Origin of the sequence: Glutamicibacter sp. NPDC087661, assembly GCF_044743275.1 — a bacterium.
In the GTDB taxonomy this organism is placed as follows: Bacteria; Actinomycetota; Actinomycetes; order Actinomycetales; family Micrococcaceae; genus Glutamicibacter.
Genome location: NZ_JBIUWE010000004.1, coordinates 403,338 through 425,711, shown reverse-complemented (window position 1 = coordinate 425,711; position 22,374 = coordinate 403,338). Strand labels below are relative to the sequence as shown.

Below are 22,374 nucleotides of genomic sequence, written 5' to 3'. Positions count from 1 at the left end.
CCATACACCGTGGCCAGTGTCCGCGAATCCTACGCACAGGTGATCACCTACCTGAACAAGGTCGGGCTATCGGCCCGGGATCCTTTCGAGTGCCCAATGATCTCCGGATACCGAATCCCATAACGGTCTTGCTGCAGGCACAGAACAACGAAATCGGCGTCCCGGGCAGGACTTCGACTTCCCCTCACAGCAAACCGGCGAGATTAAGTGAGCTCCTCATGGTAGTCTAGATATTAGAGCCAATAAGGAAAATTGAAAATTCCTATTGTTCCTCCCTTGGATTTTTAATAAGCGTTTCCTCGGTATCTTTTCCCATGAGAGCGAATCGCGTCACTTGAAATATTCGTCCCCACTTCCGTGGTGGGGCAGTCGGTTTGAAACTGCGTTTCTATAGAACCTCTTCGACCGCTATTACATGCGTCTCCAGTGAATTCTTACTCCAGAACTCAGAATTCGATGTTCTGGCTCTCCAAGCTATTCATGCTTGATTAAGTTTCACGGGATGCAACAAAAATAATGGCTTCAGTGCTGCTACGGTGGCACAAGCTCAAATCGCGACATATCGCGAATTACGATTTAGGAATACACATGGCTACTGGCACTGTAAAGTGGTTCAACTCCGAAAAGGGCTTCGGTTTCATTGAGCCTTCTGATGGATCCGCTGACGTTTTCGCGCATTACAGCGCAATTCAGAGTTTCGGATTCAAGAATCTTGAAGAAGGACAATCGGTCGAATACAAGCTTGAATCCGGTCCAAAGGGACCTCAGGCTGCGGACATCCAGGCACGCTAAGCGCGTTTAGGCCGATCACCCCAAAAGCGGGGCAGGCGGTCGACGGGTTCTAACGGTCGTTGCAACATCCTGAACAATCAGGCGTTGCAACGACCGTACCTTTTTACGCCAAAGATCAGCACCCAGCAACCCGACACGGTCCTGAAGAGCAAGACCAACACCGGGCTAGACGCAACGCTTCGATCATGAGCCGGACTAACGAAAGATTTCAAGCCAAGCGAGACCAACGAGGGTTATATAGCCTACAGTTATATTCCTTCCAAGCACTTGACCGGCTCGTTGATACGCGCCGCTTCAGGCATCTGAAGCTTTTCCGGGACCTGCGCGGTCCAAAACGCTCTGGGTATTGAGTGCAGAATTACTTCGATCCACAGCTTTAAGAGGCGAAACAGGAAAGTGCCCATTCGCTATTCATTCAATTCTTCGACTCTAGTTAACCCGGCAATCTCGTTCTGCTAAATGGATCTCTGCTCCACTGCTTGCGCAGGGACATCCCACTTGAAAACCTGCGAATTGCACCACATTGGGCATGTGTCCACATAAGGCGCCGCTCGGCGGTTGGAAACAAGATGTATTATCAGAAGAACACTCCACGATGAACACCGAGCGCCAAAGGCGAAACCCGGGGGATTCCGCGGCTTTATGCCGCAGAACTTCGTGGGCGGTCACCTTTCGGAGAGCTGCCATCAGCGGAGGATTAAATGAACATGCCTGAACTAAATATGCGCGCCATGCACCGCGTCGAAAAACTTTTGCATTGCCCCGAGGCCAGAACCCATCTCACTGCGTACGGCTGGATGGAGGGCATGCCCGTGGTATTCGCGCAACGCACTGATCCAGTAGATGAAGTAATGGGCTTCGTATCGGTCCATGGCCGGGCTGTACTCATGGTTCTTGACGATGACCAAACCGATGACCTGCAGCTATGGCACATCACGGTACCCAGCCCGCTGTTTCCCAAAGTTCCCCATTTGCCAGCTGGAACCACCATCAGCGAACTCTGCTCCCGGCAGCACACGGAGAAAATGATGCCCTTTCGCGTCGCTTTCTGGTCCCATAGCGCGGCAATCCATGAGATTCCCTGCTTTGTGCGCAACGACTGGCCTGGCCAAGTAGCCACGTCACCCACCGATATCGGCTAGTCCGGCGGGGCAGCCGAGGCGGGCTGCTAGCTCCAGCGCCAGCACCCTGCCTCGCCGGTTTTCCTCGCCGGATCGCCGTGCTTCCACTGCGCTCCAGGCGGGGGCCTAGACCTCGAATTTCAGCCCTGCTTGAGGAACTCAGGCAGCTCGGGAACTATCGTCACCACCACGTCATACGCTTTCCAGTCGGTTCCCTCTAGCACTTTCCGCGCTTCCTCGGATTGGGCCAGCGTCACGGTATCGGATTCCGGAACGATGAACGCTTCCGTGTGCTGGACCTGGCCGAGTTCGCGGACCCTCAATCCCGCAGTGCGAACCCAATCCAGGGCATGGAGCTGTTCCTCCATGGCCGGGATCAGCGGGTGCGGATCCGTGCCGTCGACACCTTTGGAACGGCGATCCAGCAAATCCGAGGTTGCGGACTTCGTGCTGTCCCAGCCGTCCTTGAGAATGCCTGCAGCGATCACCAGCGCCGCGGTGGAATCCAGCCACCACAACCCAACGCCGATTCCGGCGACACCGACGATCGAAGCAGCATTGGTCTGCCAGTCGGCCTTGGCCATCTTGGAGTCGGCGTAGAGCAGCTTATTGTGCAGCGGTTGGGCAATCTTGATTTTCAACCGTCCCAGCACCACGGCCGGTGCCGCGATCAGCGCCATGACCGCCATCATGATCCATCCTTGCCATACCGTATGGCCAAACAGGTTCATGGTTCCGATGGTCGGGTGCTCCAGTTTAACCAGAGCCGATACCGATTCGTACGCGAGCATCGCTCCGACGACGAGCAACGCCACTCCTGCGACCAGATGCCCGGCTCCCATGGACCGGTGGTAGCCGTAGGGGTGCGAGCGCCGACGAGCCCTCCGGGTGAACTGCAGTGATGCCAAAAAGGCCAGCTGCGGCAGGACTGAGAGCATGTCTTCGATCCACGCTGTGCGCATGGCCTGCGAATTTCCCACCACTAGTGCCACAAGGGTAATGGTGAGCGCCGTGTATCCGATGCTGATCCACTCGAGCTTCGCAGCGCGCGCCATGAGTTCGCGTTGCTCGGGAGGCAAGTGCGTTCCGGCAGCGTTTTTCATGGCATCTCCTGCGTCTGGTCCAGGAAGTACTCCAGCTCGGACAGGAATGCGTTTTCGCCCGGAGGCACGAGCAGGACGATTTTCCTTTCCTTGCCCTTGGCGTCAATGGCGGTCGTGTAGGGACGAGTGACTCCAGCCTTTTCCGTCCACGGCGTCTTGGAGGTGATGCCTCCCGCCACCAGATCCAGCTGGCCTGCTTCCAGCTGCTTCACTAGCTGCTCTTCGCCACCAATGGTCCATTGAATTTCGGCACCTGCATGCTGGGCAAAGTCTTCTATGAGCGCTGGTTCGGCGCCCTGGGGTGCTCCATCCCGTATTTCCACGAAATCCGATGCAGGAGATACTCCGGCCCGAAGTGTCCCGGAACGAACCGTGTCCAGGGTTCCTTCGGGGTCCACCGGCACCGCTGGGAAGCAGGCTGTCGCCATGAAGACGCATCCAAGAGCCGCTGCTGCCTTCACTTGCCGGGTGCGGGACGAACTGTGCCGGAACATCATTCCTCCTGAGCTTGATCGGCCGGGTTGGCCTCCAAACTACTCCGAGGACTCGTGCTGCAATGCAACGCCCGGGAAATATCGGCGAACTCTCAGCTCGCACCTGCAACCTGCCGAAGGAGAATTCACCCTGGGCTAGTGGATCCAGCCCGGAGTGCCGCCGGCAGGGATTCCCGTTCAATGACACGAATGCCGGATCGCTGCCCGGCCCGTGCCACAATCCGAAGTGGACAGTAGCGCCGAGCACCAGTTGGCGCGTCCTATGCAAGGAGGCATCGGCGGCAGTGCAAGCCAAAATGGAACAGGTCCAGCAGCGGACCAACGCGGCCTGGATCATCATCGTGGCCTCCGGCGTGGTGGCCGGCCTGCACATCTGGAAGCTCGCCCCCGCGCTGACCGTGATCCAGGACGAATTGGGCTTCTCGCTGATTTTCTCCGGCGTGCTGCTGGGCGTGGTGCAGGTAGCCGGCATGGCCGGGGGCCTAGCCGTTTCCCTGCTGTCGGAAGTCATCTCCCAGCGCCGAACGCTGGTCCTCGGCTTGCTGCTGCTGATGCTGGGCAGCGCGCTGGGCGCCTTGTCCCCCAGCGCTCCGCTGCTGCTGGCCACCCGCGTCCTGGAAGGGGCGGGCGTGATCATGGCTACCGTCATGGGGCCGGGGCTGGTGCGCCTCCATGCCCCCATCCGGAACCTGAACATGGCCGTGGGGTGGTGGGCCGCCTACATGGGCATGGCCACCTTCATCGGGGTCTTCTCCACGGCGCTGGTGCTCCAGCACCTGTCATGGCACCTGTGGTGGGGCATCCTCGCGTTCATCACCCTGCTGCCGATTCCGCTGATCCTCAAGTTCGTGGGTGCGGATGAACCCGCCGGATCGGCGGCCCTGCGTGAGGCCGCCCGGCGCATCGCCATCACCGCCCGGGCATCGCGCGTGTGGATCAGCGGCCTGATTTTCGGCTGCTACACGGTGCAATGGATGGCAGTAGTGGGGTTCCTGCCCACCATCTACGAGGAATTCGGCCTGGATCCGGTGGCCGGTGGTTTGGCTTCCGCCGTGGTGGGCGGGCTGAACGCGGTGGGCGCGATCCTCTGCGGAGGGCTGCTCCAGCGTGGCGCCAATGGGCGCACGCTGCTGCTAGCCGGCTTTGCGCTGATGTCCCTGGCATCGTTTTGCACCTTCGCCTTCGACTACCCGCCTGGGTTGCTGTGGATCCAGATGATCTGCGTTGGCTTCTTCTCGCTGGCCGGAGCGGCCATCCCGACCACCATGACCCGCGTGGTGGTCGATCTGGCTCCGCCCGGCGGTTCGGCCCCTGCCTCGATGGGCTTGACCCAGCAGATCTTCAACATCGGCAACTTCACCGGCCCGATGCTGCTGGCATCCATGGCCACAATCACCGGCGGCTGGAATGCCACCTGGTTGCTGACCACAGGCTTCGCGCTGCTCGGGGCAATGCTGACCTTGCTGCTTTCGCGCAAGAACTCGCCCTTCGAGTCCGCTCGGCGATCCCGGTAGCTGATGCCAGCCCGCGGCGCTTGACCACTGCACAAAAGGCTGCGGGAACTACCCCGTCAGCCAAACTTGCGCACCAAGAGCCCCGGCTATCCGGACCGGTTCCCAAGCAGTCAGGAGGCTCGTATCCAGCCCGGTTCATGGGATGGTCTCTAAACTCCCCCACCAAGGCTCAACCAAGCGACCGGGTTCTTGCCCATGGCAGCATCTTGCGCCGTGGGCCACCCCGGATCCGAGCTATCAATCGACTGATTTCGGCGCGGACTCGTGACGCAGCCTGCCGGGGACGGCGACCATCATCGGACCGGATGTCACCGGATCGGGGTGAATCTCGCAGTGCACGCCAAATGCCTCGCCAAGGCTCTGCGCCGTAATGACATCTTCTGGTGCGCCGGAAGCCAGTATCTTTCCGCCACGCATCATCACCACGGTGTCGGCGTATCGCACTGCCTGATTGATGTCGTGCAGCACCGCGACCACGGTTTTTCCCGCATCGCGTTGCCGGGCGAACAGGTCCAGCAGCTCCACCTGATGGGCGACATCCAGATAGGTTGTCGGCTCATCCAGCAGCAGAATGGGTGCCTGCTGGGCCAAGGTGGTGGCCGCCCAGACCCTCTGGCGCTGGCCGCCGGAAAGCTCGGCCAGCCGGCGGGTGGCCAAGGGAAGGGTTCCGGTCGCGGCCAGTGCAGCGTGGACCGCCGCTTCATCCTGCTCGCTATGCTGGGCCAGCAGCTTCTGATGCGGGAAGCGGCCGCGGGCTACCAGCTGGGCAACGGTGATCCCCGAGGGAGCGATGGCTTGCTGGCTCAACAGCGACACTTCCCGTGCATAGGCCTTGGGCTTGTAGGATGCGATGGGGTTGCCATCCAGCAGCACCCGGCCGGCCATGGGCTTCAGCAACCTGGCCAGCGCGCTGAGCAGCGTGGACTTGCCGCAGCCGTTGGGCCCGATGATCGCGGTGAATTTGCCCGCTTCGAAGGACGCATCGAGGCAATCGATGACTGGCTCACGGCCATATCCCAGCTGCACCCCCTGCACCTCAAGCCGAGGCGCTGGCTTCCGCGCCACCATGCCCGCTCTTACCGCGTCGGCTGCCTGCTGAGCGGGTTCGGTTCCCAATGCGCTCATGCGCGACTCTCCCTTATCAATAGCCAAATCAAATACACTCCGCCAAGGCAGACGGTCACAATGCCGACCGGCAGCTGGATCGGCATGAAAGCTATGCGTGCCACGGTGTCCGCCGACACCAGCAGCAACGCTCCGAAGCATCCAGCCGGAACGAGGTCCAGCTCGGCACGGCCGCTGAGCCGGGCCGAGATCTGCGGGGCCACCAGGGCCACGAAGGCGATCGGCCCAGCCGCCGCGGTGGCCACCGCCACCAGGCCAACTCCTACAACCACCATCGACGCGCGCACCAGCTTGGCATTCACGCCCAGCGAAATGGCCAGCGGATCTCCGCATTCCAGGATCCGGGCATGGCGTTGCAGCAGAACCGCGGCAAGCGCGAAAATGCCAATGCCCAGCAGCGAAGGACCCACTACGGCATTGCCGACCGAGTTCAGCGAACCAGCACCCCATACCGCTGCAGACATGGCTACCTGGCGTTGAGCTGCCAACAGCATGAACGTGTTGGCCGAGGCCAGCATGGCGCCAACGCCAATACCGACCACAATGAGCCGGAACCCTGTGGTCCCGTTGCGGCTGGCGATCATGAAAACCAATGCCGCGGCCGCCAGGCCTCCGGCAATGGAACCCACGGCAATCTGTGCGGCACTCGCGGTGGTGAAAAGCATCAGCGCCAGCGCCGCGGTGTAAGCCCCCGAACTGAAGCCAATCACGTCCGGGCTGCCCAGGGGGTTCCGGGTCAACGATTGGAAGAGTGCACCAGAGATTCCGAGGGCGAATCCGAATGCCAGTGCCAGGACCACCCGGGTCAGCCGCCAGTCGCGGACCACCACTTCATAACGGTGCTCGGAGTTTCCCAGCAGCGCGGGAATCACCTGGTCCATCGGCACACGCACATCCCCGAGGGCCAGGGATATGAGCCCAACCAGCAGCCCGCACAGGGCCAGGGCCGTACCCACCAGCAGCGAGGTGCGATCAAGCCGCCAACTCCAACGGCCACGACCGATCCGCACTTCCCGTCGTCCGGTTGGCACCTGGCACCCTTGCACACGCCCACCGGCTGCCTCAGCCGGTGCTGGGATCAGGGGCTTGAGGTTCATAGGGTACTCGCGTTCTTGCGCCGGGCCAAGGCCAAGAGCACAGGTGCACCGGCAAAGGCGGTGATGATTCCCGCCGAGACCTCCGCATTGGGCAGGATCACCCGGCCCAGGATGTCGGAACCAAGCAGCAGCACAGGGGCCAGGACGATGGTGAAAATCAGGATCCAGCCCTGTTGCACGCCAAACAGCCAGCGCACCACGTGCGGAATCATGAGTCCGACGAAACCAATCGGGCCTGCCAGCGCGGTTGCCGCGCCGCAGAGCAATGTCACCGCGGCGATGACCGCGATCCGCACCGGGGCGATGCGCACGCCCAGCGCCTTGGCCGGAGCATCCCCCAGGGCAATCGCATTCAGCGACCCGGCGCAGCACAGCGCGATGGCAAGGCCCACTGCCACGAAGGGGACAATCAGCAGCACTGCTGGAAGCTCGTGGCCGTTGAGATTTCCTGCGGTGTATACCCGCATCATGTCGAAAATCTGCGGACGCAGCAGCACCAGCGCGGTGGTGATCCCCGACAGCACCGCGCCGAAGGCCACACCAGCCAGCACCAAGGTCGACGGGTCGGCGGCGCGTCCTCCCTTGGAGAGGGTTAATCCGTATACCGCCAAGGTTGCGGCGAGCGCACCGCCCAAGGCCCACCAGATGGCACCGAGCACACTCAGCGAACCGAAAGCAAAACTTGCCATCACCAAGGAGAATTGGGCTCCGGCGTTGACGCCCAGGATGCCTGGATCCGCCAGCGGGTTGCGGGTCAGCGCCTGGATCAGGGCCCCGGCTACGCCCAACGCGACCCCGGCCAGAACGCCCAGGACCGTACGTGGAACCCGCAACTGCCGGATGACCTGCGCCTCATCGGTATTGAAGGAGGGATTGGTGATGGTCTGCCAGGCCACGGACAGGTCGATCTGGCGGCTGCCGAAGGCCAGCGAGCACAGCACCGTGAACGCCAACAGGGCAATCAGGACGGCAAGCCATACCAGCTTGGCTCCCGGTGAACCCACCAGCACCCGGTGCCGTTGGTCCGCATCGGTACCGGCCGCGCTGCCCGGTGGTGCTGCGCCGGGTGGGGCCAGCAACAGCCCGGGATCCCGTGTGGTTGCCACCGTGCTCAGAGCCCCAGGCGTGCAAGTTCGGACTCGTATGCGATCAATGCCTCGTCGTGGTCTTCGAAGCTGTCCCAGAGGGCATCAAGGGCCTCCTTTATACCGGCATCCAAGGCATCCCACTGGGCACGCCACTTCTCGGCTTGCTCGACCCAGTAGCCAATCACCTTGTATTGGGTGCTTGGCCACCGCAGTTCCCGGTGCAGCATCTTGCGGATCTCACGCAGCGCAGCGGATTGCCCGGCCACCCAGACGTACGGGCGGGTTTCCGATCCGGCCGCCGCCTCAACCGCCTTGCGTGCCACCTTGGGCAACACGCTGGGGGCCACGCCGTTTCCGGCCACAATCCACTGCACGCCCAGGTTCGGCAAACCCGACAGGTCCAGGCGCGAGGCCTCATCCGGGATCTCCACCACCAGCTCGGTGCACACCTGTTCACCGGTCAGTTCCACCAGCCGTACCGCGGCCGGCAGCCCGGTCAGGTCGCAGATCAGCACCTGCGAGGTTGCTTCCGGCGGGCAATCGTACAGCCCGGTCGGTGAGTTCAAGCCGATCCGGTCTCCTGGTTCGGCGGCCAGTGCCCACGCGGCGGCAATGCCTCCGTCATGGACCACGAAATCGATATCGATCCACCCCTCGCCGCAGTCGCGGATGGTGTAGGTGCGCATTGGCGCGTCCGGCTGCCCCGGAGGCGTGCGCCAGGTTTCCCCATCGGCTACCGGAAGGCACAGCAGGCTGCGGTCCTCGGTATGCGGGAAAAACAGGCGAACATATTCGTCGCCGACCCCCGTGCTGGTGAAGCCCTGCACCGCGAAGCGCAGCCGCTTCAGCGTAGGCGAGAGCAGGCGGGTGGATTGCACGGTTGCTTCAAAAATTTCCATGGTCGAGTCCTGAATCTGGAGGCGTCGGCTGCTTGGAGGGCGAACGCGAGAGGAGTAGTTGAGGTGCGCTCAGGCGCAGGGGATGGCCGTGTCCGTCCGGCCCCGACACTTGGCGGTGCCGGTCCGGAGGTCGGCAATGGCTGAATTATCCGGCGAGGTCGCTGCGGACCTGCTGCAGGAACGCTGTGGCGCCCGACGGCGAACCGTAGGCCATTTCCATGTTGTAGGTGTAGATCCGCTCATTCTTCACAAAGGGCAGATCCTTCCAGTAGGGCGACTTGGCCATGGAGGCGATGGACTTGTCCAGCTCGGCCTTCGCATCCTCGCCAACGCCGGTGGACATCCACACCGCGTCCACGTCCTTGAGCCGGTCCAGTTCCTCCAAGCTCAGCGACAGGCCTTTTTCGCGGCTCAACTCGGTGGTCTCCAGGCCAATGGTGTCAAAGACTCCGCATTCGAGGTAGGCGTAGCAGTCGACGTTGACCTTGCCATCCCAGTACCCCAGGGTGGCGACGGTCAGGTCGCCGTTTCCGGCTTCGTCGATAGCGGCTTTGGCTTCGGCACCCGCCTGCTGGTAGTCCTGCAGCCACCGGTCGTACTGGGCCTGCCGGTCGAGGTCCTTGGCGGTCCGCTCGAAGTGCGACTGCCACGTTTCGCCGTCAAAGGCGTTGGTCGTGTAGGTCGGGGCAATGGCCGCGAGCTTCTCATGCACCTCGGCGTCATACCCTAGGCCGTTGAGGATGAAGTCCGGGGCGGCGCCGAGGACGCGCTCGTAGTTGAATTCCGGGTAGTTGGCGAACGGGGTGACCCCCTCCAAGGCTTCTTGGTCGAAGTAGTCCGGGAAGGTAGTGAAGCCGGAGTCGCCGCGAATCGGCTGTTCAGCGGCCAGCGGCACCTCCAGGATGGTCAGGATATCCACGTCGGTGGTGTAGAAACCCAGGGCTGCGGCGGGTTGCTGCTCCAGCGAAACTTCGTGGCCTTGCGGGTCCACGGTCTTCAGCGGGGTTCCTTCGGCCGCCGGGGACGATGGCGCCTGGGAGGCCTCGGAGGACTGGCCGCAGCCGGTCAGGGCCAAGGCCGTGGCGGCAAGCAGCGCGGCTGGGGCCAACAAAGTGCGAGTGATCTTGCGGGTCATGCGGGTGATCCTTAAACGGTCGGCCGCCGGGTGCGTGGACTGCGAGGTCCCACGGAGCGCACCACAAATCGGCACTGAGCATAGGCTAACCTATGTGAGTTACGAAAATAATTAATAGCATATTATGGGTAGCATGTCCTCATCTATGCTCACCGGGCGCACTCTGCTGCGCGGCATGCTGCGAGCCGAACGCGGCCGCATCATCGGCGCCATCGCCCTCCTTTCCTGCTGGACAGCGGGCGAAGCGCTTGTCCCCGCGCTGGTCGGTGCCACCATCGACCACGCCATCGCCGGGCAGAGCTTGCCGCTGCTGGTGGTGTGGCTCGCCGCCCTCGGCCTGTGCTTCCTCATGCTGTCCTCCGGCTACCGCTTGGGTGCACGGCTGGGCAACTCCGGAATGAACCGCCAGGTGCACCTGATGCGAACCCGGATCGCCGAGCATGTCTTGGACCCCGGCTATCGGCCTGCCACCGCACGGATGCCCGGGGAAATTGCTGCCATCACCTCGGTGGACACCACCGTCACCGCGACGATCATCCGCCAGGCTTCCCTGGGCTTCAGCGCCTTGGCGGGCCTGCTGGTCTGCGCCGGATACCTGCTCTGGGCCAACCTCTGGGTTGGCCTGGCGGTGCTGGCCATCACGCCACTGGGCATGGCCGCCCTGCGCTGGCTGACCCCCAGATTGAGCCGGGCCAGCGACCGGTTGCAGTCCGATATCGCCGCATCCGGCGCGGCGGCCGCCGATCTCATGGCAGGAGTCCAGGTACTGCGTGGCATCGGCGGCCAGGACCAGGCATCCGAGCGCTACCGTGCCGCCAGCCGCAGCGCCGCCACCGCGGGGGTGGCCTCCGCTTCGGCCACCGGACGGATCGAGGGCGCCCAGGTATTGATCTCGGGGCTGGTCCTGCTGTCCGCCGCCAGCCTGGGCGCCTGGCAGGTTGCTGAAGGAGCCATGGGCATCGGCACCTTGCTGGGTGTGCTGGGCGTGGCCCAGTTCTTGTCCACGCCGCTGGGCACCCTGGTCTCAACGGTGGAAGCCGGCACCCGGTCCATCGCCGCGGCGGATCGCGTTGCCGCATTACTGGCCGACGGCGGGCGGCAACCCGGAACCCGGCGTCCGGCAGCCGAGCCGGATGCAGCACTTGCCTTGGATGTGCCCGGGCTTGGCGAACGCCCGCTGGTTTTCGTGCCCGGCAGGTTCACCGTGCTGGTCTGCGCCAACGACAGCATGCGCCACCGGCTGGCCAAGCTGCTCAGCGAAGGCTCGGAAAATCCTGGCACCGCGGCAGTCCGCGAAGGTACAGCGGCGGCGGCCGCGCGGCTGCTGGTTGATGGAATCGACGCCGCGCAGATCGATCCCGCCTACCTGCCGCAGCTGCTGCGCATGGCCCCGCATCAGGCGCACCTCATCGAGGGCAGCGTGAAGGAAAACATTGTGGGCGACGCAGCGCTGCCCGACCCGCAGACCCTGCAGCTGCTGCTGCGCGCCAGCGGCGTCGACGAGCTGCTGGGCACGCTAACCGATGGGCTCGAACACCAGGTCCAGGGCCGTGGACATAACCTTTCCGGCGGCCAGCGTCAACGCATCGCACTGGCCCGCGCATTATCCGGCGGACCGTTGGCGCGCGTGCTGCACGATCCAACCAGCGCAGTGGATTCGGTCACCGAGGCGAACATCGCCCAGGGCCTGGTCCAGCTGCGCGCGCATGCCGCCAGCAACGGAGCCGGGGCAGGCACCTTGCTGGTGCTGAGCACATCCCCCACCCTGCTGCATGCCGCAGATGAGGTGCTTTTCCTCGCGGCCGATGGAAGCATCACGCGTTCCACCCACCGCGCACTTGCAGAAAATACGACCTATGAAAAGGTGGTCGGCCGATGAGCGCTGTTCACGACCGGGCAGAACCCTCCGCTCCCGCCCTGCCGACCGCCAGCGCCGCTGCGGCCTGGCGGGCACTGCGGCGAACGCTTCGCCCGCACCGCCTGCTGATCACCTGGGCATCCGTGATCACCCTGGCTGCCTCCGCAACGGCCATGGTCCCGCCGTTTGCCATTGGCATCCTGGTGGATGCGCTGGGCACCGGCGCACCGGCCTCCGCCCTGGTGTGGTGCCTGGCCTCCATTGCCGCCTCCTTGCTCGGCGGCGCGCTGCTGACCTGGTACGCCCGGGTGCTGTACGCGCGCATTGCTGAGCCGACGGTGGCCACGCTGCGCGAGGACGCGGTAGAGCACGCGCTCCACCTGGAGTCGGGAATCCTGGAGCGCGCCGGTGATGGCGAGCTTGTCTCGCGTGTCTCGGATGACTCGCGCCTGATCTCCCAGGCAGTAGCCTGGCTGCTGCCCGCGTTGTTGTCCGCCGGCACGCTGCTGGTGCTGTCGGTTCCAGGGCTGTTCACCCTGCACTGGGTGCTGGGGCTCACCGGGCTGATCGCTGTCCCGATGTACCTGCTCTCGCTGCGCTGGTACCTGCCACGCAGCGCACCGCTCTACCGCGAAGAACGCGAGATCCTCGCTCGACGCACCAATACCTTCTTGAACGCATTCCATGGCCGGGCTATGCTGCATTCCCAAGGCTGGGCGCAAACGCAAATCGATGCCCTTGAACACGCAAGCGACGATTCACGCCACGTCGCGGACCGGGTTTTCCGCATGCTGACCCGCTACTTCGCACGCAACAACCGGGCCGAATTCATCACCATGGCCGCGCTGCTGACCTCGGGGTTCTTCCTGGTCCAGGCCAATGCAGCGACGGTTGGCGCTGTCACCACCGCGGCCCTGCTCTACCATCGGCTGTTCGACCCGATCTCCGAGGTGGTCACCTTGTTCGACATGCTCCAGGAAGCAGGGATCGCGTTGCGCCGGGTGACCGGAGTGTTGCTGGCCGCTCGGCGCACCCCGCTGGCCAGATCCGCGGTTCCCTCAGCTTCTTCCCCTGCCGAGGGACTGACTCTAAGTGGTGTCAGCCACCGTTTTGAGACCGGCCCGCAGGTCCTGGGCAATCTCGACCTGCATCTGCGCGATGGCCAGTGCGTCGCCTTGGTCGGTTCGACCGGCGCCGGGAAATCCACAGCAGCCAAGATCTTGTCCGGCGTCATCGAGCCGAGCTCAGGCACCGCCGCGTTGGATGGAACCGCGCTGGCCGCCCTGGACACCGCGACCCTGCGCCGCAACATCGCATTAATTTCGCAGGAGACCCATGTCTTTGCGGGAACTGTCCGGGAGAACTTGCTGCTGGGATCCACGGCGCCGTGCACCGATGCCCGGATTCAGCAGGCGTTGGAAACCTGTCACGCTGGCTGGATTAATGCACTGCCCGAAGGCCTTGATACCCTGCTCGGCTCCGATGGGCATCAATTGACGGCCCACGAACAACAGCACCTGGCGTTGGTCCGCATTGAGCTGCTCAACCCGCGCATCATTGTGATGGATGAGGCCACGGCCGAGTCCGGTTCCAGCAACTCGCGGACCCTGGACATGGCCGCCGCCGCGCTGGCTGCCGGGCGCACCGCCTTGGTGATTGCCCACCGTCTCTCCCAAGCGCGTTTGGCCCACCGGATCATTGTGATGGAGCACGGTCAGATTATCGAGGATGGCAGCCATGAGGAATTGCTGGCAGCCGGTGGGCGCTATGCCCAGCTCTGGGCCGCGTGGGAAGGATAGTTCACGTTCTCCTGGCAGCCATGTTCAGTCCGACGTCGAATAGCTGCTGGCTACGGGCTTCGCACCGCTCGGGGCGGCGCTGGTGCTCTCGCGCAGGATTCCCCCTGTGCCAAGGCGCCGTGATGCCCTGGACGAGCAGAGCTGGAGGCCCGAGATGTCCCATCCTGCCTCCAGCCCCTGCCCGGTGCTTTATTGTCCGGCTTGCGCGGCTAGCTTGCGCTGCGGTGCTCGTCCCTGATCTGGCCGACCAGCTCTGCGAGCATGTCTTCCAAGGTCACCATGCCGGTGACCTTGCCCGATTCGCCATCACGCACCAGGGCCAAATGGGCTCCGGAGAGCTGCATTTCCTGCAGCGCGGTGCGCACGCTCTGCTGCTGCCCGAAGGACGGCAACTCGCGGATGCCGCTGGGCTGCAGCGGCCGCGTCCGGGCTTGCGCGTCGGCGCCCAGCACGTCCTTGACGTGGACATAGCCCACCGGGGTGCCGCCGGCGTCCACCAGCGGGAAGCGCGAGAAGCCATGCGCGGCCGCCGCCTCGATCTGCTCTATCGTGGCATCCACCGGCAAGGTCTGCACCTTCTCGAAGCTGATCGCCACGGACTCGATGCTCCGGGCATCGAAGTGCAAGGCGCCCAGCAGCAGCTGCTCGTCATGCGCATCGAGCAGGCCTCCCTCCCGGGATTCGGCCACCATGGAAGAGACCTCGTCGCGGGTAAAGGTGCTGGCCACTTCGTTCTTCGGAACGACGCCGAAGATCCGCAGCACCAGGTTGCCCATGGCATTCATCAGCCACAGCACCGGGCGCAGCACCTTGACCAGGATGACCATGCTCGGGCCCAGGATCAGCGCCATGCGCTCGGGTCCGGCCAACGCCATGTTCTTGGGCACCATCTCGGCAAGCACCACGTGCAGGTAGGTCACCGCGATCAGCGCAATCGCGTAGGACAGCGCGTCGATCATGCCTGCCGGAACGCCGATGGCTTCGAAGGGCCCGGCCACCGCGTACTTCACCAGCGGCTTGGTGACATAGCCCAGCGCCAGCGAGCAGACGGTGATGCCCAGCTGGGCACCGGCCATGACCAGCGAAACGTTCTCGATGGCCCACAGCGTCATCTTGGCGCTGCGGCTGCCTTCCATGGCCTTGGGCTCGATGATGCTCCGGCGTGCGGAGATCAGCGCGAATTCGGCGCCGACAAAGTAGAAGTTCGCTGCCAGCAGCGCAACCGTCACCAGAATTCCCATAAGGTCGCTCATCGCGCGTCCTCCCCTTCTGCCTGCTCGGACACCGTCACATCGACACTGGCGATCCGCTGCCCATCGGTGGCGTGGATGGTGAATTCAAGTTCCTTATGCGGTCCACCGGGCTCGCCCGGGACCACGAGGCGCACGACATCGCCCACCTCGCCGAACTTGCCCAGCTGCACGGTCAGCAGTCCTGCCAAGGTCTCGTAGTCCGAGTCCTCGGGGATCTGGCAGCCCAGCAGCTCATTGGCCTCATCCGGCCGCAGTGCCGCATCCAGCCGCCAGGAGTTCCCGGAGAGCACCTGGATGGTGGAATCCTCCGGGTCGTGCTCGTCGCGCACTTCGCCGACGATTTCCTCCACGAGGTCTTCCAGCGTGAGCATCCCGGCGACGTCGCCGGTCTCGTCGATCAGTACCGCCAGTTGCAGCCCGCCGTTGCGCATCTGGTCCATCAGCTCATCGAGCTCGATGGTATCCGGGACCAGGAAGGCCTCTTCGGCGCTGTCCCCGGCCGCGGACTGCTGCCGCTGCGCGTAGGGGATGGCGAGCAAGGCGCGGATGTGCACCATGCCCAGCACGCGGTGCCCGCCCTCGTCCACCAGCGGGAAGCGGGAATGCCCGGTCCGCGCGGCAAGCTCCAGCACTTCGTGCACCGTCTCCTGGGCGGTCACGGTGATCATCCGCGATCGGGCGGTCATCACATCATGGGCCCGGCGGTTGCCGAAGGCCACGGTCCGGCGCAGCATTTCGGCAGTTTCCGAGGGAAGCAGTCCCTCGCGGGCCGAGTGCCCCACCAAGGCCACCAGTTCCTCGGCCGAACGGGTCGAGGCCAGCTCTTCTTGCGGCTCGATGCCGAAGCGGCGGACAATCCAGTTGGCGTTGCCGTTGAAGAATGAAAGGAAGGGCTTGGTCACGACGCTGAAGCCGCGCTGGAACCCCACCACGGCCTTGGCTGTTTCGAAAGGCTTGGCAATGGCCAGGTTCTTGGGAACCAATTCGCCGAAGACCATGGTCAAGATGGTGGCCAGGATCAGCGCAATGGCAATGGAGACCGAGCGGGCCAGGGTTTCGTCGAGGCCGAAGTCCTGCAGCGGCCCGACGACCAGGGCCGCGATGGCCGGCTCGGCGAGGAAGCCGATGCCGAGGTTGGTCAGCGTGATGCCCAGCTGGGCGCCCGAAAGCTGGGTGGACAATGTTTCCATGCCCTTGAGAACACCGGAGGCACGGCGGTCGCCGTTCGCGGCGGCCTGCTTGACCTGATTCCGGTTAACCGTGATCAGCGCGAATTCAGCGGCAACGAATAATCCGCAACCGAGAATGAGGAGAAGCGCTATGAGTAGCGAGATCCATTCCAATTACATGCACCCCCTGACCTGCGGAGCCTGGCCGGCATGCCTTCCGGGCAGAGGGTTGGAACTATGAGATCTACTGTCGCCTGAAGCGTCCATCATTCCCTTCCGACCGGAGTATCTTCCTCCGGCCTGCTATGTTCCATCAATTATCCGGCATGCTGCGCGCCAAATTGGTTGAACCGTACAATTGTTTGCCCAATCCCCTGCTCTTGCATAGAGATTTCACAAGATTACCGGCAGCCGAGCTGATCGGCTATGCCGGAGATTCAACAAACCTGTATCTTCGGTTCAGATCCATTGGCTTCTTTTAAGTCCGCGAAATACGCTGGTCCGGCGCATGGCGCCCAAGAAGGAGAAGCTCTATTTCCGGGCGCTACCGTCTTCGGCGGTTCCTGACGGGCGTGGCTCACTGGCGTATTGCTCTTAGCTTCTTCCAACGACCTGGACACGCAGTTCAACTAGGCCGAAGACCCGCAGAATTTCGTCATCGTCAGGCACGGCTCCCAAGAATGCGGACGTCGAAGGGCTGACTACCGCTTGCTTGAAGATGCGCAAATGCCTGGGCGGTGGGCACTGAGCCGGCCGCTTGCCGGCTCACCCAACAGCGAAGAGGTTCGCCGCGGAGCTACAGTGCTCCATGGCGAACCTCGTCAATGCCCATGCGTCAGGAGAAGTTGATGCCGCCATCGATCAAGACGGTCTGGCCAGTCATGTGGTCCGAGTCCGGGCCTGCCAAATAACTCACCAGCTTGGCGACGTCCTCCGGCTCGGAAACACGGCCAGCCAGAATGTTGTCCACCTGCGCCTGCAGGGCACTGCCCCTCGGGGTTCCTTCACGCGCCGTGAGCCGCTCGTCAATCAAATCCCACATCGCGGTTCCCACCACGCCCGGCGCATAGGAATTGACGGTGATGTTGTGTTTGGCGAACTCCATGGCGGCCGCTTGGGTCAGTCCTCGCACCGCCCATTTGGTGGCCGAATACGAGGCGAGGATGGGAAACGGACGGAAAGCAACGATGGATGCCGCGCCAATGATTTTCCCGCCGCTGCCCTGCTCAATGAAGCGCTTGGCCGCCAGCTGGTAGGAATAGAAGACGCCTTTGATGTTCACGTCGAGCATGCGGTCCAACGCCTCGGGTTTCACGTCCAGGATCTCCTCAACCTGCGCAATGCCGGCGTTGGCCACGAACACCGTCAGGTCGCCCAAGGCTTCGGTACCCTCCTTGATCATCCGTTCCACGTCTTCGGGGTTCGACACGTCTCCGGCTACCCCGACCGCACGGCGCCCGCGCTGCTGGACGGCGGCGATGACCTCATCCACGTTCTCCTGGGCTCCTGGGACATCGGCAACGATGATGTCCTGCCCATCATCAGCCAGGCGCTCGGCGATGGCCCTTCCAATCCCTCGTCCTGCTCCGGTGATGAGTGCGACCCCTGCGGTGGATCCTGCCATGGTGATTCCTCCTGTTAGATGCTGCTCGGACTTTGAAGCGGCCCCTTGGCCCGTCGAGTCTGCCCAGCTTGGGGCCCGCGCTCGCTCCGGGGATAGCTTCGTTCTCGCAGAGCGATAATGCCCGCAACGTGGCGCCGAGCGAGTTGCCGGGCCATTCTCACCAGCCGATAACGACGCTGGCAGCACTGTGACGTGCACTACATAATCCAAGTAAGGCTTCACTGCCGGTTTCCCTGCAGAATCAGCGCAGGAACTGACCTAACCGTCTAATAATCGAGGTGACAACAATGGTGTTCCCAGCAAAATATTCATCTCTCAACGCCCTGGAGCTCTCGGATGAGGCTCGGCGGATCTTGACCCGGATCATTCGGGTTTCGTTTCCGCACCCGCAGTTCCCGGATGGGCCCTACGAGCGCATGACAGAGAAAATCATCGAGGCTTCAGCCGAATCCAGCTGGTTCCGCATGGCTTTGGCCCAGGGCTTGATGACCCTGGATACGCTCAGCGAAGAGCATTTCCTGGATCTTCCCGATGACCGTGCACTGGCGGTGCTCAAGCGCATCGTGGATCTGGAGTTCTTCGCCTTCATCCGCCGCACCGTAGTCCTCAATTTCTACGATGACCCCGAAGTGCATCAGGCCCTGGGCTACGAAGGCGAATCCTTCTCCAAGGGCGGCTACGTGAACCGCGGTTTCAATGATCTGAATTGGTTGCCCGAACCGCGCATCGAGGAAAGCGGAGAGCCCGTACAAGACCAGGGCCCGCTTCCCTACGCCGTGAAAGCCTACGCACCGGAAACCAGCAGCAAACCCGTGGACAACGTCCTGGGTGATTCAGGAATCCTCGAGGAAGGGACAACCCGATGAGCACCGAAGAGCAATCGGCAGTGCACGACCATGACGACGACTCGGTAGTTGTCGTCATCGGCTCCGGCGCCGGCGGCGGAACTTTGGCCCATGAGCTGGTTTCCAAGGGCGTCAAGGTGGTCATGCTGGAGGCCGGCCCGTATCTGAAGAATGAGGACTACCACCAGGACGAATGGGCCGCCTTCAACCAGATGGCTTGGCTGGATCCGCGGACCACCTCGGGGTCATGGCGCGTGGCCCGCGACTTCCCCAATCTGCCGGCCTGGATCGTCAAGGCGGTCGGAGGCACCACCACCCACTGGTCCGGGGCCACCCCGCGATTCAAGGCACATGAGTTCAAGGCGCGCAGCACCTACGGCCGGGTCGACGGGGCCAACCTGCTGGACTGGCCCATCACCCTGGACGATTTGGCACCGTACTACGACCGTGCCGAGCAGAAGATGGGCAGCACCCACCGCCACGGGCGTCCCGCGCTGCCGGCCAACAACAACTACAAGGTTTTTGCCAATGGAGCCCAGCGCCTGGGCTACCGCCAGTATGCCACAGGGCCCTACGCAACCAATGCCGAACCCTACGACGGCCGCCCAGCATCCATCCAGGATGGGTTCAACTTCCAGGGCGACAAGAACAAATCCAAATGGTCCACAATGGTCTCGGAAATCCCGAAGTCGCTGCGCACCGGCCTGCTGGATTTGCGTCCCGAATCGCATGCTGTTCAAGTTACCCATACTGCTGCCGGCAAGGTGGACGGAGTCATCTACATAGATTCCGAAGGGAACCCGCAGCGCCAAAAAGCCCGCATCGTGGCGGTGGCCGGCAACGCCATTGAAACCCCTCGCTTGCTGATGCTGTCAGCTTCGCCGCTGTTCCCCGATGGATTGGCGAACTCCTCGGGCCAGCTGGGCCGCAACTACATGCGCCACACCACCGGCAGCGTCTATGCCAAGTTCGACCAGCCGGTGAACATGCACCGGGGCGAGACGATGGCCGGGCTGATTGCCGACGAATCCCGCCATGATCCGGATCGCGGATTCTGCGGTGGCTATTACATGGAAACCATCGCCTTGGGGCCGGCGTTCCTCGCCAGCTTCGTGGAGCCCGGCGGCTGGGGACCGGAATTCACTACGCTGCTGGACGACTACTTGAACACTGCGGGCATGTGGATTACCGGTGAGGATATGCCGCAGGAAAGCAATCGAATCACGCTGAACAACACGGTGAGCGACCGCTTGGGCCTGCCGGTGCCGAATGTCCATTTTGACGACCACTCCAATGACCTCGCCATGCGAACGCACGGCTACCAGCAGGGTTCGCTGCTCTTCGAGGCAGTGGGCGCGCGGTCCACGCACCACACTCCCCCGTACCCGTCGACGCATAATCTCGGTACGGCGCGAATGAGCCAGCGTCCTGAAGACGGGGTGGTCAACGCTTTCGGCCAGGCCCATGATGTTGCGAATCTGTTCATCTCCGATGGCTCGCAATTCACCACTGGAGCCGCGGCCAATCCGACCTTGACCATCGTGGCGCTGGCCATCCGCCAGGCCGAGTACATCGTCGAGCAAATGGCCCAGGCCAAGTTGTAGGCTGTCCGGGCACCTCGTTAGTCGGCGCAAGCTGCGCCTAGCATCGAGGTGCCCCGCAGCGCGCGGCTCACCCGCGAAGCCACATCGCGCAGCAGGACGGAGACGTCTCGGTGGCGGGTCTGGAATTCGGCCGGGTCCATGGAAACTGCCACCGATCCGATGACTTGCCCGGCGCCCGTGGTTACCGGGGCGGCCATGCAGGAGGCGCCTCGGATGAATTCTTCGCGTTCGATGGCAATGCCGGTCTCGCGTACGGCGTCCAGTTCTGCGGCAAAGACCTGCGGATCGCAGATGGTCGCGGAGGTCATCCCGGGCATGCCGTGCTTGTCCAGGTAGGCGTGGCAGCGTTCGGCATCCATGGCCGCCAACAGCACTTTGCCGAAGGCGGTCGCATGGGCACCATTGTTGAACCCGAAGCCCATGGGGGTGATGCGCGGGCGCAGTGGCGACTCAACGACGTGGGCCACCACGATATCTTCTCCGCGGTGCACTGCGTAGTAGGCGGCGGCATCGGCCCGCACATGCAATTCGCGGATCAAGCGCGCCACCGAAGGCGGGGTGCCTACCTGCCGGCGCAGCGAGTTATCCAGGGCGTGAAGCTTGTAGCCCAGGGCATAGAGCCCTTCATCGCGCAGGTGGACCAGGTGGCCCGACAGGGTCAAGGTCTTGAGCAGGCGATAAACGGTAGGCAAGGGCATCTGCAGTTCTGCAGCGATCTCCTTGGCAGCCATACCCCGGTTATGCGCGGCCACCACGTCCAGCAAGGCGAATGCTTTTTGAACTGAAGCAAGGCCAGCTAGTGAATCGTTATATCCCATAACCCCATCTTGTCGAGGTGAGCTGGGAACTTCAATATGAGTCGCAGCTGCCGCTGGCCTTGCCCCAGCAATTTCAGGGTTCATCGCAAAAGTTGCTAGCTGATTTCCAATTCGCCCATGCGGTCCCAGGTATCGCCTTCGATCTGCCGGCTGACAATGCGCGGAGTTTCAACCAGGGCCGGCGCCATGTCGATCATGGCCTGCTTGAAGTGGTCGCTGCCCACGTGGTCTCCAGCTGCGTCGTCCTGGAAGGCTTCAACCAGAACGAATTCGTTGGGGTCTTCAAGGCTGCGCGACCAATCAAACCAAAGGTTGCCTGGTTCCGCACGGGTTGACTCGGTGAAACTGCGCACCAGATCCGGCCAGCGGTCTGAGCAATCCGGCTTGACTTTGAATTTAACGACAATAAAGTACACGATGACGTCCTTTCGGTAAGCAGCACATCCCTGCAGAAACAGGGACTACTGCCAGTTTCCCCGGTGCCACGCGGCTGGGCCTATACGCATTATCGACAGGCGAGAATGCGGCAATCCCAAGAGGACAACAGTGTCCTGCAGCAGCCATCCTGTCCGAGACTCCAGGCGCGATAGTGGCAGTGAAATCCAAATCAGAGCAGCCTCAGCAGCGAGTGGTTGCCGGCCAGATCCTCATCGCCCATCACGGCATCCTTCGGCGGTCCCGCTTCAATCTTGTATTCGACTGATTGGCCTTCTTCGACGCTCATGAATCCGAAGCTCTGAATTGCACTGCAATGCGCGAAGGCATCGGCAAATCCGCCAGAAGGCTGGATGAATCCGAAATTGCACGCATGATCAGCCTGCATTTCATGATCTCTCTCCTTATGATCGGGGCCAGCTTTCTGTCCCCATAGAAGTCGCCGCACGGCAAAGCCCTGCGCGGCTGAACGTCCCAGAATTCCAGCAACTTCTGCAGGCACTTTCTGACCGGCCGTAAGCATGGGTACACGGCATAGGGCGCTCTTGCCGATAGGGTGGGCCATAACCGGAACAATGGCAGAATCCACCCGAGATCCAAG

At 62.9% G+C, this 22,374-nt stretch carries 20 protein-coding genes and 1 pseudogene; 8 read left to right on the top strand and 13 right to left on the bottom strand.

Going from position 1 to position 22,374, the window contains the following annotated elements; all coding sequences use genetic code 11:
- From ACIOTN_RS13435 to ACIOTN_RS13425, 3 genes and pseudogenes are all read left to right on the top strand, one after another.
- Positions 1 to 123: pseudogene (locus ACIOTN_RS13435) on the top strand (acyl-CoA desaturase); the annotation flags it as partial.
- 465 nt (positions 124 to 588) lie between these two features.
- Positions 589 to 792 (top strand): cold-shock protein, encoded by a 204-nt coding sequence (locus ACIOTN_RS13430; RefSeq protein WP_105658961.1) that lies wholly within the window; start codon positions 589 to 591, stop codon positions 790 to 792.
- 701 nt (positions 793 to 1,493) lie between these two features.
- Positions 1,494 to 1,934 (top strand): hypothetical protein, encoded by a 441-nt coding sequence (locus ACIOTN_RS13425; protein WP_105662366.1) that lies wholly within the window; start codon positions 1,494 to 1,496, stop codon positions 1,932 to 1,934.
- 119 nt (positions 1,935 to 2,053) lie between these two features.
- Here ACIOTN_RS13425 and ACIOTN_RS13420 read toward each other — a convergent pair whose 3' ends face one another.
- Both ACIOTN_RS13420 and ACIOTN_RS13415 read right to left on the bottom strand, forming a co-directional pair.
- Positions 2,054 to 3,016, bottom strand: a complete 963-nt coding sequence (locus ACIOTN_RS13420; protein ID WP_402697699.1) for a cation diffusion facilitator family transporter — start codon at positions 3,014 to 3,016, stop codon at positions 2,054 to 2,056.
- A complete protein-coding gene (locus tag ACIOTN_RS13415; RefSeq protein ID WP_402735493.1) occupies positions 3,013 to 3,444 on the bottom strand; it encodes a transporter substrate-binding domain-containing protein in 432 nt (143 codons plus the stop codon). Before ACIOTN_RS13415 ends, ACIOTN_RS13420 begins: the two co-directional genes overlap by 4 nt.
- 350 nt (positions 3,445 to 3,794) lie before the next feature.
- Here ACIOTN_RS13415 and ACIOTN_RS13410 point away from each other — a divergent pair, with 350 nt between their 5' ends.
- Positions 3,795 to 5,024 carry a CynX/NimT family MFS transporter gene (locus tag ACIOTN_RS13410; RefSeq protein WP_402735492.1) on the top strand — a complete coding sequence of 410 codons (1,230 nt, stop codon included), beginning with the start codon at positions 3,795 to 3,797 and terminating at the stop codon, positions 5,022 to 5,024.
- 237 nt (positions 5,025 to 5,261) lie between these two features.
- Here the strand turns inward: ACIOTN_RS13410 and ACIOTN_RS13405 are convergent, their stop codons facing one another.
- From ACIOTN_RS13405 to ACIOTN_RS13385, 5 genes are all read right to left on the bottom strand, one after another.
- Positions 5,262 to 6,149 (bottom strand): ABC transporter ATP-binding protein, encoded by an 888-nt coding sequence (locus ACIOTN_RS13405; protein WP_286134397.1) that lies wholly within the window; start codon positions 6,147 to 6,149, stop codon positions 5,262 to 5,264.
- Positions 6,146 to 7,180 carry an iron chelate uptake ABC transporter family permease subunit gene (locus ACIOTN_RS13400; protein ID WP_286134672.1) on the bottom strand — a complete coding sequence of 345 codons (1,035 nt, stop codon included), beginning with the start codon at positions 7,178 to 7,180 and terminating at the stop codon, positions 6,146 to 6,148. The genes ACIOTN_RS13405 and ACIOTN_RS13400 overlap by 4 nt, the downstream gene beginning before the upstream one ends.
- 62 nt (positions 7,181 to 7,242) lie before the next feature.
- Positions 7,243 to 8,352: a FecCD family ABC transporter permease gene (locus tag ACIOTN_RS13395; RefSeq protein WP_402735491.1), complete on the bottom strand. Its 1,110-nt coding sequence runs from the start codon at positions 8,350 to 8,352 to the stop codon at positions 7,243 to 7,245.
- A 5-nt stretch (positions 8,353 to 8,357) separates the two neighbouring features.
- Positions 8,358 to 9,233 (bottom strand): siderophore-interacting protein, encoded by an 876-nt coding sequence (locus tag ACIOTN_RS13390; protein ID WP_402735490.1) that lies wholly within the window; start codon positions 9,231 to 9,233, stop codon positions 8,358 to 8,360.
- Between the two features lie 145 nt (positions 9,234 to 9,378).
- Positions 9,379 to 10,368 carry an ABC transporter substrate-binding protein gene (locus tag ACIOTN_RS13385; RefSeq protein WP_133833967.1) on the bottom strand — a complete coding sequence of 330 codons (990 nt, stop codon included), beginning with the start codon at positions 10,366 to 10,368 and terminating at the stop codon, positions 9,379 to 9,381.
- A 133-nt stretch (positions 10,369 to 10,501) separates the two neighbouring features.
- Between ACIOTN_RS13385 and ACIOTN_RS13380 the strand changes: the two genes are divergently transcribed.
- Together ACIOTN_RS13380 and ACIOTN_RS13375 are read left to right on the top strand one after the other, a co-directional pair.
- A complete protein-coding gene (locus ACIOTN_RS13380) occupies positions 10,502 to 12,247 on the top strand; it encodes an ABC transporter transmembrane domain-containing protein (RefSeq protein WP_402735489.1) in 1,746 nt (581 codons plus the stop codon).
- Positions 12,244 to 14,025, top strand: coding sequence for an ABC transporter ATP-binding protein (locus ACIOTN_RS13375; RefSeq protein WP_402735488.1), 1,782 nt, complete (start codon positions 12,244 to 12,246; stop codon positions 14,023 to 14,025). The genes ACIOTN_RS13380 and ACIOTN_RS13375 overlap by 4 nt, the downstream gene beginning before the upstream one ends.
- Before the next feature lie 209 nt (positions 14,026 to 14,234).
- Here the strand turns inward: ACIOTN_RS13375 and ACIOTN_RS13370 are convergent, their stop codons facing one another.
- The 3 genes from ACIOTN_RS13370 to ACIOTN_RS13360 form a co-directional block, all read right to left on the bottom strand.
- Complete coding sequence (locus ACIOTN_RS13370; protein WP_105658952.1) at positions 14,235 to 15,278, bottom strand: hemolysin family protein; 1,044 nt, start codon at positions 15,276 to 15,278, stop codon at positions 14,235 to 14,237.
- Positions 15,275 to 16,621: a hemolysin family protein gene (locus tag ACIOTN_RS13365; RefSeq protein WP_402697691.1), complete on the bottom strand. Its 1,347-nt coding sequence runs from the start codon at positions 16,619 to 16,621 to the stop codon at positions 15,275 to 15,277. The genes ACIOTN_RS13370 and ACIOTN_RS13365 overlap by 4 nt, the downstream gene beginning before the upstream one ends.
- A gap of 661 nt (positions 16,622 to 17,282) precedes the next feature.
- Entirely contained in the window at positions 17,283 to 18,071 is a 789-nt protein-coding gene (locus ACIOTN_RS13360) for an SDR family NAD(P)-dependent oxidoreductase (RefSeq protein WP_402697689.1), read from the bottom strand.
- 416 nt (positions 18,072 to 18,487) lie between these two features.
- On the opposite strand from ACIOTN_RS13360, the gene ACIOTN_RS13355 reads away from it, so the two are divergent.
- Positions 18,488 to 18,937 carry a hypothetical protein gene (locus ACIOTN_RS13355; protein WP_402735487.1) on the top strand — a complete coding sequence of 150 codons (450 nt, stop codon included), beginning with the start codon at positions 18,488 to 18,490 and terminating at the stop codon, positions 18,935 to 18,937.
- On the top strand, positions 18,934 to 20,520 hold the full coding sequence (locus tag ACIOTN_RS13350) for a GMC family oxidoreductase (protein ID WP_105658948.1): 1,587 nt from the start codon (positions 18,934 to 18,936) through the stop codon (positions 20,518 to 20,520). Before ACIOTN_RS13355 ends, ACIOTN_RS13350 begins: the two co-directional genes overlap by 4 nt.
- Before the next feature lie 17 nt (positions 20,521 to 20,537).
- Here ACIOTN_RS13350 and ACIOTN_RS13345 read toward each other — a convergent pair whose 3' ends face one another.
- The 3 genes from ACIOTN_RS13345 to ACIOTN_RS13335 all read right to left on the bottom strand — a co-directional run bounded on the left by ACIOTN_RS13345 (position 20,538) and on the right by ACIOTN_RS13335 (position 22,362).
- On the bottom strand, positions 20,538 to 21,338 hold the full coding sequence (locus ACIOTN_RS13345) for an IclR family transcriptional regulator (RefSeq protein WP_105658947.1): 801 nt from the start codon (positions 21,336 to 21,338) through the stop codon (positions 20,538 to 20,540).
- 95 nt (positions 21,339 to 21,433) lie between these two features.
- Positions 21,434 to 21,754, bottom strand: coding sequence for a putative quinol monooxygenase (locus ACIOTN_RS13340; protein WP_105658946.1), 321 nt, complete (start codon positions 21,752 to 21,754; stop codon positions 21,434 to 21,436).
- Positions 21,755 to 21,945: 191 nt separating this feature from the next.
- Positions 21,946 to 22,362, bottom strand: coding sequence for a cold shock domain-containing protein (locus ACIOTN_RS13335; RefSeq protein WP_402735486.1), 417 nt, complete (start codon positions 22,360 to 22,362; stop codon positions 21,946 to 21,948).
- Positions 22,363 to 22,374 lie beyond the last annotated feature (12 nt).